Source organism: Paenibacillus sp. 10L310 (assembly GCF_056395745.1).
This window is the reverse complement of record NZ_JBFTKC010000016.1, coordinates 1-17,864: the sequence shown is the minus strand read 5'-3', so window position 1 is coordinate 17,864 and position 17,864 is coordinate 1. Positions and strand designations below refer to the sequence as shown.

Below are 17,864 nucleotides of genomic sequence, written 5' to 3'. Positions count from 1 at the left end.
GTTTCCTCCTGACATAATCTAGTTTAGCCTATTATTATAAAGTAGTTTGAGAGGGCAAGCAAAGTTTGTGCTCCCGCTCCGTTCTTCCTATGCATTATATATATTAAAAAAGGACCCTGTCATTCAAAGAATGATGGGTCCACTTGATTATGTCGTCTTTGCATCATGCTCACGAGAAATGTCCAGCAACTCACTCACCGTCACCAGACGGTACCCTTCCGCGACCAGTTCCTCCACCAGCACACGAACCGCCTCCACCGTCTGGGAACGATCTCCGTACCCGTCATGGAATATGAGCACGCTGCCAGGTTTCACCGCAGACCGGGTATGCTCCAGAATGTGCTCAACACCGGGATTGTCCCAATCCCTCGCATCACCGTTCACCGCACCAATCGTCCGATATCCACGCTCCGCCGCCAGAGACAGTATATCATCGTTTACGCCAAAATACGGCGGGCGAAAGCAGCGGGCAGGTTGCCCCGTAACTTCTTGAACAAGATTTTCTGCGCGTTGCAGCTCCTCCCCGGCTTCCTCCAGCGTCAACTTGGTCAGATCTGGATGCGTGTACGTATGGTTGGCAATCTCATGCCCTTCACGATGCACCTCCACCGCAATCTCCGGGTGAGTCTCCATCTCTTGGCCAATCATGAAAAACGTCGCCTGCCCACCCGCACGGCGGAATATCTCAAGCACTTGAGGTGTATACACCGGATGCGGCCCATCATCAAACGTGAACGCCACAACTTTTTCCCGAACAGATTCCTGCTCTACCATCGCGATATTGACCATACTATAATGACCCCTCTCTGAAACTGACTGGCTTCATATCCCTTATTATTCCATGTCTATACGCCGCGGTCCAGTCCAGAGATCACACCTTGCGAAATCCCGAATCAAGCCGATATCTACCAGAAAGAGAGTACAAGCGAGCGAGCATCGAGCCTTCTACCGCCACGTCCTCCAGTCCAGCCTCCAGCTAACCTTTGATTGCACCTGCGATCATACTCTTCTGCACCTGATTGTTCAGCAGTAGATAGATGACCACCGTTGGCACCGTCGTAATCATCAGTCCAGCACCAATGATACCCCATTGCGTAATGTACGTTCCCACCATCGACATCATGCCCACCGTCAATGTCTGGAAAGCCGTGTTATTGATAAACGTGACCGCAAACATCAGCTCATTCCAGCAGGACAGAAATGTGAAGATGGCTACCGTTGATATAGCCGGGCGTACAAGCGGCAGGATAATGGAGAAAAACGTCCGGTATATGCCGCAGCCGTCGATAACCGCCGACTCCTCCATTTCTCTTGGGATACCTTTGAAAAAACTGCCCAGAATGAATACTGCCATCGGAATACCAAATGCCACATAGGGAATGATCAGAGACCAGTAGCTGTTGAGCAGGCTCAGATTCTTCAAAATAATAAACAATGGCAGCAGCGCCGCATGAATCGGCACCATCATGCCCAGCAAAATAATCGTCATCGTCACCCCGCTGAGCTTCCAGTTCATTCTTGTGATTGCGTATCCCGTCATGGAGGACAGGATCAGTACCAGGACAATGGAGGCCGCAGTAACCAGCACACTATTCATAAAATAGGTCAGCACATGGCCGTCGGACATTGCTTTGGTGTAGTTGCTCCACAAAAACGCTTTGGGCAACCCGGCCACATCACCGCTGAAGATCTCACTATTATCCTTCAGGGAAAACAGCGCCAGCCAGATGAGCGGGTAGATCTGCACAATCGCAACGAGGATCAGAAACGCTTGCAGGAACACTTTCCCGATCGGTCCGGAGATGGACCTCGGCTTGGGCTTTTTTTGCAACATGACTTCTACGGTACTCATGCCTTATGCCTCCCTCTACTCCGTTTTGAACAATGAATTAATGAGAACCGTACACACCAAACACTCCACAATGATAAAGACCGAGATCGCACTGCCATATCCGTACCGGAACGTATCAAAAATGGTAGCGTACATCAGCGTGCTTGGCACTTCAGTGGTGTAAAATGGCCCGCCTCCCGTCAGCACATAGATCAGGTCAAACACCTTGAATGCACCGATGACCGAAAAAACAAGGCTTACCTTCAGAATTGGCTTCATCAGCGGGATCATAATGGACCACGCCGTGCGAATACGGGAAGCACCATCCATTCGAGCAGCTTCGAGCACATCCTGGGACACGGACTTCGCTCCTGCATACATCAGCAGCATGTGATACCCCACGTACTGCCACAAGGTCGGAATAAACGATGCCGCCAGCGCGGTGTCCTTCTGCCCCAGCCAATCCTGTGCCAGGCTGGATAAGCCGATACTTTGCAGCAGCACGTTCAGCAGGCCATAATCCGCATTGTAGATTTTTGACCACAACTGGGCAATAACCACCGTCGAGATCAACACCGGGATGAAATACACGGTCCGGTAGAAACCTTCCCCCTTGATGTTGGACGCCAGAATCAGTGCGAGCACCAGCGAGATCGGCAGTTGAATGAACACCGAAGCACCCGCGAATAACAGGGAGTTTTTGATCGAATTCAGCACCCGGGTATCCTTAAACATCTCTACATAGTTGTCCAGGCCGATAAATGTACCCCTGCCTACGCCGTTCCAGTCCAGCAGACTGTAATAACTGGAGACAAAGATCGGAATAAGCACAATGCCGCAGAACAGAAGCAGCGTCGGCAGTACAAAGACGGCGATCGTGCCTTTATTGGAAAATACAGAGTTCATTATTGTTCTCCTCTCAAAGGCGTGACCGGGATATACCGGACCACGCCTTGTTTGGGTTCATCTTCATTGTTAGCAGGCTTCAGCTTGGCAAGCTCAACACGAGCTTACACGTGTATGGATTATGCGCATATTAGCCTGCGCGATCTACAAGCTCAGCTCTGTTGGTTTGAGCTGTGCCATCTGTTTGCAGAACTCCTCCGGTGTTACATCGCCGGCAAGCAGCTGGGCAATCAGGTTTTTGTGCGCTTCGGCAGACTCCGCTGGCAGAATGTTATCCCACCACGCGATGAATGAGGTCGCCGTTTTCATAATATCTGCCGCAGACAAATCTAGGGAGGACAGGCTGGACGTGTCGAGTGTATCTGTTTTCCAGCTTGGCAGGCCGGCCCCAGCCAGGAAACCTTGTGTACCAAGCTGCTCGCTCAGATACATGAGGAATTCCACAGCTTCCTTCGAATGTTTGGTATTCTGGTTGATGTAGAAACCATCGACGGCTCCGCCGAAGATTTCGGTATTTGTGCCTTTGCCATCCTCAAACACTGGGAACGGAATCACTTTCACTTTGCCTTTGACTGCGGAGGAAGGGTCCTCAATTCCTGCATTTACCCAGTTGGCCTGGAACATCATCGCCCCGTTGCCTGCATTAAATGCCCCAAGCATCTCGTCATAGCTCATGCTGAACATGCTACTGTTGAACGCTCCTGCTTGCGCGAGCTGCTGCATCTTAGTCGCAGCGGCTACAAAGTCGGGCGAATCCCACTTTGACGGATCTTTGAAGGCTTCCATCACGGCAGCATTGCCTGCCTGACGCATCGCAATAATGTCGTACCAGTACATGCCCGGCCAGCGGTCCTTCTCTCCAATCACAGCCGGTGTAATTCCTGCTGCTTTCAGCTTGGAGACTGCATCCAGTAGTTCGTTATAGGTGGTCGGAATCTTGGCACCCGCCTGCTCGAACAGTTCTGTATTCACGTAAAGATTGGCGATATGTGTGTACACGGGCAATGTGTAGATTTTGCCGTCCATATTAATGGCCTCAGCCATTCCCGGGCCCATTCGTTCTTTAATATCGTCCGTCAGGTAACTTGAGATTTCCAGCACATTGCCGGATTTGATGTACGGCTGCATGAAGCTGCCGCCACCCATGCCATAGAACAGGTCTGGCGCTTCACCAGCCGCAATCGATGTTTTGACTTTGGTTTTATACTGTTCTCCTGTCGTGCCCGTACGTTCAACCTGGATGTCCGGATGCTCGCTGTTCCATTTCTCAACAATCTCGGGCAGCAGCTTGGCCGAAGGATCGGTATTGCCAACCGATTGATCCCATAGCGTCAGCTTGATCTTGCCATTACTTTCCCCCTGTGTACCACCGGATGAACCGGATGAACATGCCGCCAGACTGCTTACAATTCCCAGAGTCAGAATTAGACTTGCTGATTTTTTTAATAGCGCTTTCATCTCTATGGACCTCCCTATGTGTTTTAGTTCGTTCTAGCCCATATTTTAGGCGAAATGTGCGTTGTTCTCCATTTAGAAAACAGGCATCGATTTGTAATATTCGAACATATGTGGAATTGGAACTGGTAGTGTGGGGGGTACATTCTCGTTTTTCAGGTTTTTACATTCCGATATTCGTTCATGGACCGACCGATATGTTTTTTGAACAAGACGCTGAAATAATGTGGGTCCGGGATGCCTACCTGCTGCCCGATCTCATACCCCTTTAAATCGGTCTGCTTCAGCAACGTTTCGGCCTTTCTCATACGAAGCTGCGTCATATATTCCACAAACGTCTGCCCGGTCTCTTTTTTCATCAGCCGCCCCAGATGGCCCGAACTTACGTAAAAAGCAGCCGCGGTGCTGGAAAGCCCCACTTCCGCATTGCCTATGTTCTCTTCAAGATAAGCCATCACCCGGTCGATCAGATTGCCTTCCTTGGCCTGTCGTTTGGCTTGTATGACATCCGATACCGTGCGGACATGCTGCTCCAGCATGCTTTTTAGTTCAGGCAGATGACCTGCTGTAAAAATGGCCGCAACGGCCTCTTTGTTCAATGCGTACTCTCCCTCAAGCTGTTGCTCTATGGCGGCACGCTGGCACTCCGTAACGACATCCATGGCTGCCATCCGAAACTGTGAAACGTCCGAGAACGGCATAGACAGCATACGCTCCAGCAACAATACGGCTTCTTCCCCCGCACCAACACTGACGTAAAATTGCAGTTGTTGGAGCAACTGAGCATCCGAGTGGTACGGCCTTTTTCCGCCTTCGATGACCAGATCCTCGAAGCAAATAACCTGATTTTTCCCCACAAACGCCTGATAATCGAGTGCACGACAAGCTTCCCGGTATCCCACACAGGCCCTTCCCCATCCTGATTGCCATTGCCCAATCCCTACGGTCACATCAACTTCACACCCTTTGAGCTTAAGTGTATGTTGAAGTTCTTCCTGAAGCTGCTGCACCTGATTGGCAAATTCCGTATCCTCACCAAATGAGAGCACAACTATCCGGTTATGCGGGTCCATGATGATAATGGTTTGCGAATCCTGCGGATAAAATGCCTGCACTTGCTTCATGCCTACCATTCGCAACAAAATATGTATTTCCTCAGCGGGTTGTCGGTGGGCTTCTGTCTGATGCTGGCTTAAATGGAGTTGATCGTGTTGTTGTTGTTGTTGAGACCCTCGTTGTGCTTGGTGTGTTTGGAGTGTTTGGTGATATGGTTCGGACAGATGTGGATATACCTCTGGTGCAGCTATCTTCGCTTGCGGTACAGCAACCTCCACCTCCATTACTGCAATGCGCAATCCTGGTTCACCAGATGAGATAGGAATGCCAAAGAAACGCGCCTTCTCTTGTAGTTCGTCCTCAGGCATCACATCACTTAACCATTGATTCACAAACCTCTCCCTGAGATAAGGCAAGCTCTGCTTCATCTCCTCCCGCAGCTTCATCAGCTCGTACTCACGCCCCATCTCCTGCTCGATTGCCACTCGTAGCTTCGTCGTAACCTGTAATAACTCAGAAGCACGGATGGGTTTCAAAATAAAATCGGATATGCCCAGCTTCACACTCTGACGAGCATATTCAAATTCATCATGTCCCGTCACAACCACGATTTTTAAGTTCGGGTAACGTTCCATGAGGATGCCGCTCAGTTCAATGCCGTCCATCTTTGGCATGTATATATCCGTGAACACAATGTCTGGACGCAACAGCTCAACCTGATTCAAAGCCTCTTCAGCATCGGAGGCCTCGCCAATGATGCTCATGCCTTGCTGCTCCCAATCGATACGCATGCGCAGCAGATTTCGGATGAGGTACTCATCATCCACAATCAATACCTTTAATGGTTCCACAGTTAATTCCATGATTCATCGGCTCCCTTCGGGATCGTTATGATAATGGTGGTTCCTTTTCCAACTTCGCTCTGCATCTTGAGTCCATCTTCTCTGTCATAGAAAATGCGAAGCCGCTCCATCGTCCCCCATAAGCCAAAGCTTGGATTGTGTTTAGCGTTATAGGTAGGATTAGAAGGATTAGAAGAGTTAGAAGTGTTAGATGGGTTAGATGAGTTCGAGCGATTAGACCTGGTCATTTCTGTTCGTTGAATCTGCTTCACTTCTTCCTCGGACATGCCGACTCCGTCGTCAGTGATCGTTAGAAGTACTCCCTCCTTGGATCGACGAGCTTGGATGCGTATCGTGCCCGGGCTGCCTTTGGGACGAATACCGTGATACAGCGAATTTTCCACCAACGGCTGGAGCACAAGCTTGGGAATCATCACTCGTTCACAGCCTGAATCGATATCGTACTGCACCTCAAATACACCGGGGTATCGCACCTGCTGGATCGTCAGATAATTGCGTACAATCTCAACCTCCTCGTGCAGTGTAATCAGTTCACGCCCTTTGCTGACACTCAGCCGATAATAACTTCCGAGCGCTTCTAACAGCTCACATACCTTTTCGTTCATGCCGGACATCGCCAGGGAGGTAATGGAATCAAGTGTGTTATATAGAAAATGTGGCTTGATCTGCGCCTGAAGTGTATTCAGCTCTGCTCGGCGGATCGTCTGCTGCTCCTGAATGATGCGTTTCAACATCTGCTCAATCTGCTCGATCATCTGGTTGTAACCTCCATATAGCTGTGCGAATTCGTAACTGTTCAGCTCAACCGTCACTTTGCGGAAGTTGCCGCTTGGTGCTTTCTGCATGGAGCGAAGCAGCTTGTGAATCGGCTTAATGACGCTGCGCGAGATGATGAATGAACTGACAAAAAAGACAGTCCCGTTTACCGCCAGTAGGATCAGCGCAAGCATCACCATGGATTTATTGCGGGTATCGGTAGCCTGGTATGGGCTCATGCTGATGAATTTCCACTGATCATCACCAGACGAACGATAGGTAACCGCATATTCCTGACCACCCGATTGCAAGGTGATGAAGCCGGAGGATTGCTCTTGAAATGTTTGTTTTAACTTGGCCTGATTGGCCTCTAACATCTCGTGCATCCCTTCCTGTCCAGAAGCCACAGATATGGATTCGCCGGATACAGCAGGCACGGCCTTCTTTCCATCGGTAGCGTTGGTTGCGATCACCCGCTGATGCTCATCCAGGATAGCCACCTGAAATGAATCCGGTGCAGACAGGTTGGCATAGGCTTGAGCAATGGATTTTCCCTTGATGTTCATGACCAGAAATCCAAGCGGAGACGTATCATCCAAATCCCGAATGAGGCGAATAAACGAAACCACCTCTTGCCCATCATTCTCCCCCGTCGCCGAGAATCCGCTGTCGTTGTTGCCACCATTCAGCCTGAGCAGATATCTTCCGTTATGCTTCAGTGCCTGTTCGTACCAAGGCGCTTCCTTCACATTTGCTTCCATAAACGTGGGCCATTCCTGTGTACCAACCGAGAATCGGTGCCCCGAATTATCGTAAATATATACTGAATCGATAATTGGAACCGCTTGCATAAGATTGGTCAAATACGCGCTGACCTTGGACTGTGTCTGTAAATTGGAGTACACATTGCCCTGCCGCAGCAGGTTCTGCAAGTTGGGATCGGAGAAAATCATTTTCGAATAATTGTTCACGTTCTCGATCATCAGATTAACGTTGGTCTCAATGGATGTAATTGTCTGCAGTGATGCTTCATTGATCTTTCGCTGCGCATCACTTTCCGAGATTCGATTCAAAACCAACGCACTAAACGCCACCGTTAGCAGAATAATGACAAAGTAGGCAAACGGAATTTTAAAAGCGAGTGTCTTGGGCTTGCGTTGAATGAACGCTTTGAAACGGGGAGTCCAATTCGTCTTCATTGCGCTGATGTTCGCTTTTGCATTTGCATTTGCGTTTGCTTCTGCATCGCTCTCAATATCTGATTGGGCTGTTGCTTTCACTTCTATTTTTCATCCCCTTCTGTTACTTCTCTTGCTCCTTCATCTGTTGTTGCATCTTTTGCTCTTTGATTCACTGTGACCCTCCTTTGGTTCCGATGTGTGATGGGTTTATCGGTTGTGATCGGATGACCTGTTGTGATATCCACCACTCTCTCGGATTTTATACAATTGTATATTATAGGACTGTGTATGGAGGAGGCTCAACTCTTTTTATCGCTTGGGGATGGCTTGACTGAGTGAAATAGATTGAGGCTTTGGGAAGACGATTACTGTGAATGCTGTGGGTGAGGCTCCGTAATTGGAGCCGCAAGGAGTACTGCTTTATAAAATGTTGGAGGTACAGATAATAAGTTAGTTTGTGCCGGATGGAGAGTGAGGCGAGGGAGAGGCGGAGGATCTGAGTACACAAAAGAAGATGGTAAACGTCTACCTTAATAGGGCATACTTTTGAGCAAGATTACAATATCTACGGGCATAATCTTACTACTTACAGAGTGTTGATCGAGTGGTTAAGGCTGGGAAGTCCAATCATGGTCTTCTCGTATGATGAATTTAAGTGAGGAAAATGTCGGGGGCATACTGCCCTAGTGCGGGACAAGCACAGAGTTCGTTAGGGTAAGAAACAACGAAGCATGATCAAAGCGAGAATTCGGTAACGCCTTTTTTGGAGGCATATTTCAGCGTGTAGCTTCCTTCTGTGCCATATGGCATCGTAGCGATTTGGATGCGGGTATAATCCAACCGACTCTCTCTCAGCACTTTTTTAACTAGCGCTATGCTCCGATCTTCGTCCGTTACCACACAGAAAATGTTCATTACATATTCCTTCGGATCAGTCACACGGCTGCCCAGGTCACATCCATCCACCTCTCCCAACTCCGCCTGGGTCAGAACGGTTTCCAGATATTCCATCACCTTTTCCTTCAACCAATGATCTCGTTTGCTACCCTGCGCGCTCTTCAGCGGATATTGCACCACAAGCCAGTATTTTTCATTCATTGAGCTTCACCAACCAATCTTTATATGATAGGACATTACGTTATGTGTAGGACACTTGAACAATAAGAATGCATATGTCAGCCTTACATTTCTCCAGTTCAAAATGGGCTAGATAATTGACCTTACTGCTTTTTGAAATTGTACTGCCCTTCCATTTGCAGGATGAGGAACATGGTGATGTTTAATGAGTTGGGAGCTTAACGTGTCTGCTGACTTTCTGCCAATAACCACGATCTGAGCATCAGGATTCAGTTGCATAAGCTGTCTGGCAAATGGCAAACCATCCTCCAACTCTGCCAAAGTCGGCGTACGATTCGTCATCTTGTTTTCAGAAGATAGATAAGGATGAAAGGGGTAGATGTTCCAAAATATAAAGTCCGTTGGTTTCCACCTTGAACTGGATAACACTTCAGCCCATATGATGGATGCTGTCGGTTCTGCGAAACCAAACAGCGCCTGACTCCGGTTAGGTTTGGCGATATTGGGCAGGCTTGTTCGAACACCCGGCTCGCCTGAAAAAATCATCTGGTGATTCACCAGCGAGTGATTCCCAGTAACCATTCGCTCGGACGTCAAAGGTACGCCGGAGAACCTCGCCCCTTGATATCCCACAGCTTCAGCAATAAAAATGTACCGAGCCTTGGACATTCGTGGTTCCAAATACCTGACCAAATGTTCCGAGCGAATCTTCACCGCTTCGGGGCCGATATCATAGCCCCTCACATAATCTCTCCAAGGATTAACCACATTTACTGGCGAGACATATGCTTGTACCCCTGCAACAAACTCGCGGATCTGTTGCTGCGTTTGGCTCATGCTTTTTTGCCTCCTTTGGGAGATTACTGAGTATATCGGGCTTGCATCAGCTTATTTTACAAAGATTATAGCATAAACAGAAAAACCACCAACCAGAACGCTGGTTGATGGTGGATAGAAACTGTAGAAAACTATTGTGGTATAACTTCTTCCCACTGACCATTGGTGGTTTCTTTGTAGGTAAGAAGGTTTCCATCATACTTTCCCTGAATAAAGTTAGAACCCGCTTCTTTCCATTCCTTAGTAACAGATAGGACAACTTTAGAATTCTGTGAATTTATTAAAATGTATTTCCCTCTTGATAAATTAATCTCAAAGGCTACTGGATAAAAATCGTACCAGAATAGTTTGTCTGATTTCTCTCCCAGTATACCCGCATCACCAACTTTAGAGAAATGAGGACTGATGACTCGAAACCTGAACTCCAACCACTTTCTGGGATCTAAAGGAAATTCGTAATGACTATTGGGCTCCACTATAATATATGACTTTTCAGGAACCGGGTGTTGAACTTGAACTTTCTGCTCGATTATTTCTTTCGATATTACTCGAAAAACTAAATATACCACTATAAATAGTATCGAAGTAATTACAGGTAATTTAGGCTTGTTCCTCAAAAAAACACTCAATCCAAGACCAATAATTAACGGAAACCATATCCATGGATCTCCCAATGTAATGGCTCCCATAATATATGATTTATCGCTAAGTGGATAGAATGCTGGTAAATCATGTCCCATATAGTCTAAAAATAAGTGTCCAAACAAGACAGACAAAATAGAAGATCCCCAGATTAATTTGAAACTTGTCTTTTTATAGAACAGTTTTGTCAAACAGGCTATTCCTAAAACTACAAAGGGTGTAAATAATACCGAATGGGACCATGGAGCTACACTTCTATCCCCAAAAATATCAGGAATTATTCCACACAGAGCACCCGAACATAGACATATTATAAGATTTTTCCATGTATCCCTTGGCAAAAAGCAGTATGCAATTACCGCCCCAAGAAGAGCATGTGATAGAACATGAAAAAACAAATATAAATACGGATCCAAAATAACTACTCCTTTACTCTATTATTATAAATATTGTATTTAATGTTAAACATTATAAATTGTTTTTTCATATAAAAGACCCTGAGAGTCGAACCTTTTCCAAAGGTCTGCAGGGAGTAGTCTCCGTTTGGATGTATCCAATCTACTTTCTTAGATCCCACAACAATTGTTGGTTCGTATGTACTTTCTCTTATCATAATTCGGTCTAGCTAAAGCTGGCTATAGATACCTATATACGTTTCAGAACCTAAATGTACCTGATATAATTTCTGGGAGCTGTTTTCGACCTATATATACCTCGATTTCCTCCATTTATATAATTTAGGTTATTATATCATAAAATAAAAATCCACCAACCAGAACAATGGTTGGTGGATTTTGCTTACTTTAATGGAGGCGAGGGGAGTCGAACAATTGTCCGAAGAATGTATTATCAATGATGATAACCTGATCCGCGATGGCTAGAGCCGGTTTAAGGTTCTTCAATGACTGACCATATCGATAACGAATGTCTTCTTCTGCAATCCAATGTCCACCTTGTTCAACACGAGAAGCAACACGATCTATATGCATTTGAACATCCTCAAGGCCGATATAGTAAACAACAATTTCATAATTGTTTTATTTAGCAATTTCCATATGTTTTTTAGTAAACAAAAGACCTTTCCAAAAAGTATGGAAAGGTCTTTTGTTTACTTGTTTCTTATTGATATTTCGAACAACTTATAATTAGTCGTTCTTTTAAATAGTGCTACTTCTTACTTCGTCAAACTCACACACTAAAATCCATATAATATTTGTTATTATCAATCTTATAAATCCTCACCCCGTATCTCCCATAATCCCTGAGGTGTTTGTTTTCAACTCTTTCTCCTAGAGGAACACCAAGGCGTGTTCGAAAATACCTACCCATTATGCTGTTGTTTTGGCATGTCTGAATAGCTTTTCTATAGTCTTGGGCCATTTTGCATACAAGCGTGTCCCCATCATCAGTATGTATTTCAAAAACGCTATTTCTAGGAGGGAAGAATTTGGGGTCAACATTATGAACGCGTTTCGATACAGGTATATACGCCTGGTTCGGTTCACGCCCTGCCCGTTGCCCCCAGTTAAGTCCGGCTCTGCGATGAACGTAACCTGTAGCTCTTTCGGTCAATTGTAAGTCAAAAAAACTATACTCGTCTAAATTACCGAAATCTATCCCCATACGTATACCTCCCAATAATATATTTCATATTAGTATAACAGAAATATCTTATTCTTTAACAACTACACCGCCTTTTATATACTGGACTAAGCGCTCCCAATCTGTGTTAGTATTTCTTAACCATAGCAAGGGAATTCCATAGTTTAATGCATTATATAATTCAGCTCCAATGAACATATTCCAATCAGGATGAGCTATCTTCTTTTTAGCAATCGACTCTTCCAGCACTTTAGAAAAGTACTCCGCATCATTACCTTCTCTATATTTCTTCTCAAGATCTTTATATATCCACTTGCTATATAGCTTACTTCCTTGTGTGAAAGAGAAGTACGGTCGATTATAACTATCAACAATAGCCTTTCGACTCGCAAAACCTATTACTTCTACGATCCATGCATTATTTTTATAACTAAACGGATCTTTTTCAAAATTTTTGCTATCACTTATTGAATTAACTCTTCCGACTAAATAAATATCCGCATTAAATTTATACTTTTCAATTAAAAGCCATTGCCCCTTTTCACTTACACCTTTTATATCGACTTTAGTATTGTTGTGAAGTTCGTTTCCATCTAAGATTATTGTGGCTAAGTCATTACTATCATCGGTTTGCAGTTGATCTGGGTAAATATTAAGATCAACCTCAAAGCTAAACCCATATTTTTTTTCAAAAAATGATTTGTAAGCAAACTCAACTACTTTTCCTCTTACATGGTCAGCTATGTAGTCATTTTCTATTCGATTGAAAGACCTCCCGAATTGCTTTTCACTAGCTGCGCTTTGATCATATAACTGTTTTGCAAAATCATAGCATCTATTAACACTTTCTTGATCTACCTTAAAAAGACGATTCATAAACTTCACTCCTAAATGTTGAATCAATTATTTACACAAAAATCTTGCTGCATAATGACTAATTGTATGTTACTCTTTTATATAGAGTCACGTACACAAAGGTTTAATATTTCAAATGTAGAACAAGTGTTTCTATAATGATATAATTATTATTAATTGCAAGGAGGTCCTATTAATGGAATTTAGAAAAGGCGAGTTGTTTAATGGACCTGGTGGATTTGCGCTTGGTGCTCAAATGGCTAAAGTCGTAGCCAATGGAATAGAGTACACCGTTAAACATAAATGGTCTAATGACTATAAAGAAGATACCTGTGAGACGTACCGACAGAACATTTGTCCGGAAAATCCAGAAACAGTGCAACATGGTGATGTACGCGAACTCGACTTAGAACAGCTTGGAGAAATTGATTGTTTTATATATGGTTTTCCATGTAATGATTTTTCGCTGGTTGGAGAGAAAAAGGGTTTTGATGGCACCTTCGGTCCTCTGTATACTTACGGCATTAAAGTACTGAATATGTACAAGCCTAAGTGGTTTATTGCAGAGAACGTCGGGGGCCTGCAAAGTGCAAATGACGGACAGGCATTTATTCAAATCCTAAAGGAGATGAAAGACGCTGGATATCGCTTAACCCCACACTTATACAATTTTGCTCATTACGGTGTTCCTCAGGCTAGACAGAGAATAATAATCATTGGTTTTAGAGATGACTTAAATATGGAGTACAAAGTCCCAGCCCCAACTCATGGACCAGAGAGATTGCTACCATACCGCACAGCATCTGAAGCTCTACTCGATCCCCCTATACCCTCTGACGCATTCAATCACGAGTATACCCGTCATACCCAAAAGGTAATTGATATGCTCAATTATATACCACCTGGAGAGAATGCCTGGTATAAAGGGATACCTGAAACTTTACAATTGAATGTAAAGGGTGCTCGAATGAGTCAAATATACAGACGTCTTCATCCCGATTCACCATCGTATACCGTCACAGGAAGTGGCGGGGGCGGAACCCACATGTATCACTGGTCTGAACCCCGAGCTTTGACCAACAGGGAACGAGCAAGAATTCAAACGTTTCCAGATGATTTTATTTTTACTGGTGGTAAAGAAAGCGTTAGAATGCAAGTGGGTATGGCTGTTCCACCATTAGGTGCAAAAGTAATAGTGGAATCCGTTTTAAAAACGTATGCTGGTGTTCAATATGAGTCAGTTAAACCCAAATGGGACATTGACCAGTTACTTAGCCAGACTGCATTAAAAGAACTCGTAATTGTATAATCAATATATTACCTCCCTCTTATACAAGGGAGGTAATATTATTTAACAACTGACCGAAAGATTTGTAACCCTTATTCTTAATAGATCTTAAAAATAGTTCAACTCGCTCATCATTATTTAAGTTTTCTTCCATACAATAATCCAAAAAGGCAAGTAACGCAGACGCAGTAATCATGATTCCTTGAATGTTCCTACCAGGTAATGTTTTTTCATAAACAGTTCGGGTGATTTTTTCTAAGCCTTTCTCTCCCCCAAAGTCTGCAACCGTAACGTACCCAAAGAACTTCACATCTCGTCCCTCAAATTTATCGTAATTAGGTATATATTCAGAAGCCATGTGCGAGATCAGATGTGCAGGTAAAGCAAATTTAGGACGGTACATCTTAGCATCAATTATGGCACAACTGTTTAGTCCATACTTTAAAAGTATCTCTACCTCTGTTCTAACAAGGTTAACAGATTTCGGCCTCATTACAACTTCAAAGCCCAAAGCCTTGAATATCTCTGCTGTTTTATCTTCAAATATTCGATCATTTGTCTCAGCCAAATAGGACCTAACGAACTCTGAACTTATGGAGGCAAGCTCTTGGGAAGCAATCATTTCGGCAGCTACCTCAGCTTCACGGCTTGGAAGTTCTGATTCCAAAATTTGTTTCAAATCATTAACTGATAATACAGATGGATTCGGTATACCTTCCAGCATTCGATCAATTTTCCTCTGCATTTTACTTCGATTTGTCGCTTGTTTGATACTCCCCATTTTTGAAGCCTTGTAACGTTCAACATCAAGTCCATTACTTTCCGCCATTCGCTCCAGTGATATCATGTATCTTGTATTGAAAGGGTATCTTTCATCGTGAAATTCCACGGCTTCTTGTATTTCTTGGCTTTTCTCTGGATCAATTCGTAAGGCATCACCCCTAATGTATTCAACCAATCCTGTATAATTGCAGATCAACATAAAAGTGTGAGCCACATCAGAATGAGCACTTTCAAAAGCTCTTGCTCCTTTATCTGACCTTTCTCGGTGATCAAATATTTGAGCTATTTCTGCCTTCATGCTCTCTTGTTCAAGAGGAGAGGCCAATCGAAACTTTTGAATTTCTTCGGTCACTTTTTCTAGATCAGTATCCTTCTGTGCTTTCAATGCAAAGTATGTAATCTCCTTTTTGGTGACATAATAATTAAGTGATTCTTGATTGGTAAGTTTCATTAAAAATCGGGCTGGTCTTATTTGAAACCCTTCCGCAAACTTCGGCTTAAATCCAGATTCTAAGAAGTACGCATTTGGAATTTGAAGAGTCAAAATTTGTTTTTTAATGTTTTCTGCGACTTTATGTTTACTTAATAAGCTTTGTCCTACACGTGTTGGAACAAGGAATCCTTCTGTATTTGTATAACAATACGCGAATGTTTTAAGCATCGCAGCCCAAGTTCTTCCTCCTGATCCGTCACGACTAATATTTTCTCGCTTAACACCATATTTAATCAATGATTGTTCATAGTTCAAATGCGCTTCTCTGTTACCACTCCATTTTACCTTGAAATTATCTGTAGCATCTCTTAATGCAAGCAATGCTTCTAAATGTGTAGCTGGATCTCTTTCTGGCCGAGTAATAAACCATAGTAATCGTTCCCTCATTTCAAACCTCCAGTGTGATCTGTTATATCCTCTACATCTGGCTCTCTTCATTTATCTAATCACGAATGTTGATAGCTTATGTCCAATATATTATTTTAGATTACTAAGTCGTTTCTCATTCGGTTTAACATTGCACAAAATTTCATCTTTGCATCATCAGTCGAAAGCATCGTTATCGTGAAACATTTGCTTGGAAATTCCTTTTAATTCAATTCCGTTAATTGAATCATATGTATAACTCTTTGATTTGAAAAATGGGGTTTTTAATACAAATTCGCTTATTGGTTATCATACATCATCCTTCGCAATACCAAATAAAGCGTTATCTTAAACGATAAGAGAAATTTCTCCAGGTAAAAGTTCTGCTCCCGTACACTTAAACGGACCAGCCAAGTGAGATCCGTGTAAAGATGTTCCTCCGTTAGAAGGAATCCATATTTGCCTGTGCTAAATATTGTATTATCAAACATTAGTAGAGGCCAGCAATTTGCATTAATTTAACAAGCTCTCAGGGCCCAGCTCATCTAACTCATTTTTATGCTACAAGTTGTGGATTTGGCTAATGGACGCGAGGGGAGTCGAACATTCGTCCGAAGATAACGACACATAAGCTTCTACGGGTATAGTCACAGTTTTGATGTCACCCGAGTATCGCCCCGTAATACAATTAATACTCCTCAAAATCTTGTTCGTCAAATACCACATCCTCATTAATTCCGCGAATACTGTACTTCACCTCTTCACATAACAAAACATCTGATTCTTCACTTGTATATTTACAAACATTAGCATCAAACAATACAAGGTTATATCCATTAGATACAGAACTTTTAAAGCTAATGCCATCAAACAGCAAATGAAAATGCATTATCTGAGGTAGGGACTGAAGATAATGTATTTACTCCTTATGCAATCCAAAATAAAAAATTCGAATTGGATTTATTAAAAAACACTACTGCTGACCCTAATGGTGATTGGACAATACAGATAGGATATCCACATATTAATCTGTATGTTAAAAATACAGGATCACAATCTTTTAGAGTGGTTCCTTTGATTGTGTAAGAAGAACTTGTCCTTTGGGTAATCCTAATCCACCATAAATAGTTACTGTATAGGCACCTGAAGGAACGAGCGGCATATGATCATTATTTATTAATTCTACTGTTGCTCCTGCTGTAACGTTCTCATCAAAAATAACTGTATTCTTAATGTTGTGCTTTACCTCTACTCTAAAAGAGTGTACTCCTGTATTTTTTACATTAAGTTTAATGTGTGGATACCCTATTGAAACAAAATAATCTTTCACAGGGTCTACTTGATCACCCATCAAATCCCAAGTTAGTGTTTGTGTTTCCTTAGATGTATTAGGACTGATTTCAGTAATTTCATTTTCCTCTTCAAATTTTAAATCCATATTACTTTTCCAAGCATTAGATACTCCAATAATAAGTGATATGAACAATATAATGGTACCAGTAATGACTAAAACTTTTTTTTTCACTTATTTAACATTCCTTTCAATAAAATTAACTTCTTATAGAATCGCATCAGAAATAACCCGATTGATATGACTTTATCATCCATCTCTTTGCGTAGGTATGTACTATAAATTTATTTAAAAAAACCAATTTAAATTTCTGTTTATTATATCATAAACTAAAAAACCACCAACCAGAACACTGGTTGATGGTTTCTTGACTCTAATGGAGGCGAGGGGAGTCGAACCCCTGTCCGAAGATAACGGCACATAAGCTTCTACGGGTGTAGTCACAGTTTTGATGTCACCCGAGTATCGCCCCGTAACCGGCTATACGTTGGGTCAGCCTGATTGTCTTCTTCAGCACACCCC

At 43.4% G+C, this 17,864-nt stretch carries 16 protein-coding genes and 1 other RNA gene; 1 reads left to right on the top strand and 16 read right to left on the bottom strand.

Features of this window, described 5'->3' with window-relative positions:
* Positions 1-147 precede the first annotated feature (147 nt).
* The 12 genes from AC1DE7_RS24945 to AC1DE7_RS24890 form a co-directional block, all read right to left on the bottom strand.
* Complete coding sequence (locus AC1DE7_RS24945; protein ID WP_477535387.1) at positions 148-789, bottom strand: polysaccharide deacetylase family protein; 642 nt, start codon at positions 787-789, stop codon at positions 148-150.
* Positions 790-976: 187 nt separating this feature from the next.
* Positions 977-1,852 (bottom strand): carbohydrate ABC transporter permease, encoded by an 876-nt coding sequence (locus AC1DE7_RS24940; protein WP_477535386.1) that lies wholly within the window; start codon positions 1,850-1,852, stop codon positions 977-979.
* Between the two features lie 15 nt (positions 1,853-1,867).
* On the bottom strand, positions 1,868-2,737 hold the full coding sequence (locus AC1DE7_RS24935; protein ID WP_477535385.1) for a carbohydrate ABC transporter permease: 870 nt from the start codon (positions 2,735-2,737) through the stop codon (positions 1,868-1,870).
* A 144-nt stretch (positions 2,738-2,881) separates the two neighbouring features.
* Positions 2,882-4,195 carry an extracellular solute-binding protein gene (locus tag AC1DE7_RS24930; RefSeq protein WP_282319728.1) on the bottom strand — a complete coding sequence of 438 codons (1,314 nt, stop codon included), beginning with the start codon at positions 4,193-4,195 and terminating at the stop codon, positions 2,882-2,884.
* Positions 4,196-4,347: 152 nt separating this feature from the next.
* Positions 4,348-6,111, bottom strand: coding sequence for a response regulator (locus AC1DE7_RS24925; RefSeq protein WP_477535384.1), 1,764 nt, complete (start codon positions 6,109-6,111; stop codon positions 4,348-4,350).
* Entirely contained in the window at positions 6,102-8,147 is a 2,046-nt protein-coding gene (locus AC1DE7_RS24920; protein ID WP_477535383.1) for a cache domain-containing sensor histidine kinase, read from the bottom strand. Before AC1DE7_RS24920 ends, AC1DE7_RS24925 begins: the two co-directional genes overlap by 10 nt.
* 636 nt (positions 8,148-8,783) lie before the next feature.
* Entirely contained in the window at positions 8,784-9,146 is a 363-nt protein-coding gene (locus AC1DE7_RS24915) for a hypothetical protein (RefSeq protein ID WP_477535382.1), read from the bottom strand.
* 108 nt (positions 9,147-9,254) lie between these two features.
* Positions 9,255-9,962: a uracil-DNA glycosylase gene (locus AC1DE7_RS24910; RefSeq protein ID WP_477535381.1), complete on the bottom strand. Its 708-nt coding sequence runs from the start codon at positions 9,960-9,962 to the stop codon at positions 9,255-9,257.
* 131 nt (positions 9,963-10,093) lie between these two features.
* A complete protein-coding gene (locus AC1DE7_RS24905; RefSeq protein ID WP_477535380.1) occupies positions 10,094-11,020 on the bottom strand; it encodes a metal-dependent hydrolase in 927 nt (308 codons plus the stop codon).
* A gap of 387 nt (positions 11,021-11,407) precedes the next feature.
* The gene (locus AC1DE7_RS24900) at positions 11,408-11,593 is read right to left on the bottom strand and encodes a hypothetical protein (RefSeq protein ID WP_255319745.1); all 186 of its coding nucleotides are present in this window, start codon (positions 11,591-11,593) and stop codon (positions 11,408-11,410) included.
* Positions 11,594-11,792: 199 nt separating this feature from the next.
* Positions 11,793-12,227, bottom strand: coding sequence for a hypothetical protein (locus AC1DE7_RS24895; protein ID WP_477535379.1), 435 nt, complete (start codon positions 12,225-12,227; stop codon positions 11,793-11,795).
* A gap of 48 nt (positions 12,228-12,275) precedes the next feature.
* Positions 12,276-13,082, bottom strand: coding sequence for a hypothetical protein (locus tag AC1DE7_RS24890; protein WP_477535378.1), 807 nt, complete (start codon positions 13,080-13,082; stop codon positions 12,276-12,278).
* Positions 13,083-13,257: 175 nt separating this feature from the next.
* Between AC1DE7_RS24890 and AC1DE7_RS24885 the strand changes: the two genes are divergently transcribed.
* The gene (locus AC1DE7_RS24885) at positions 13,258-14,370 is read left to right on the top strand and encodes a DNA cytosine methyltransferase (protein WP_477535377.1); all 1,113 of its coding nucleotides are present in this window, start codon (positions 13,258-13,260) and stop codon (positions 14,368-14,370) included.
* A 19-nt stretch (positions 14,371-14,389) separates the two neighbouring features.
* Here AC1DE7_RS24885 and AC1DE7_RS24880 read toward each other — a convergent pair whose 3' ends face one another.
* The 4 genes from AC1DE7_RS24880 to ssrA all read right to left on the bottom strand — a co-directional run.
* A complete protein-coding gene (locus AC1DE7_RS24880) occupies positions 14,390-16,012 on the bottom strand; it encodes an AlwI family type II restriction endonuclease (protein WP_477535376.1) in 1,623 nt (540 codons plus the stop codon).
* Positions 16,013-16,679: 667 nt separating this feature from the next.
* The gene (locus AC1DE7_RS24875) at positions 16,680-16,880 is read right to left on the bottom strand and encodes a hypothetical protein (protein ID WP_072735765.1); all 201 of its coding nucleotides are present in this window, start codon (positions 16,878-16,880) and stop codon (positions 16,680-16,682) included.
* 171 nt (positions 16,881-17,051) lie between these two features.
* Entirely contained in the window at positions 17,052-17,516 is a 465-nt protein-coding gene (locus AC1DE7_RS24870; protein ID WP_127546340.1) for a hypothetical protein, read from the bottom strand.
* Between the two features lie 200 nt (positions 17,517-17,716).
* Positions 17,717-17,864: a transfer-messenger RNA gene (gene ssrA, locus AC1DE7_RS24865) on the bottom strand; the annotation flags it as partial.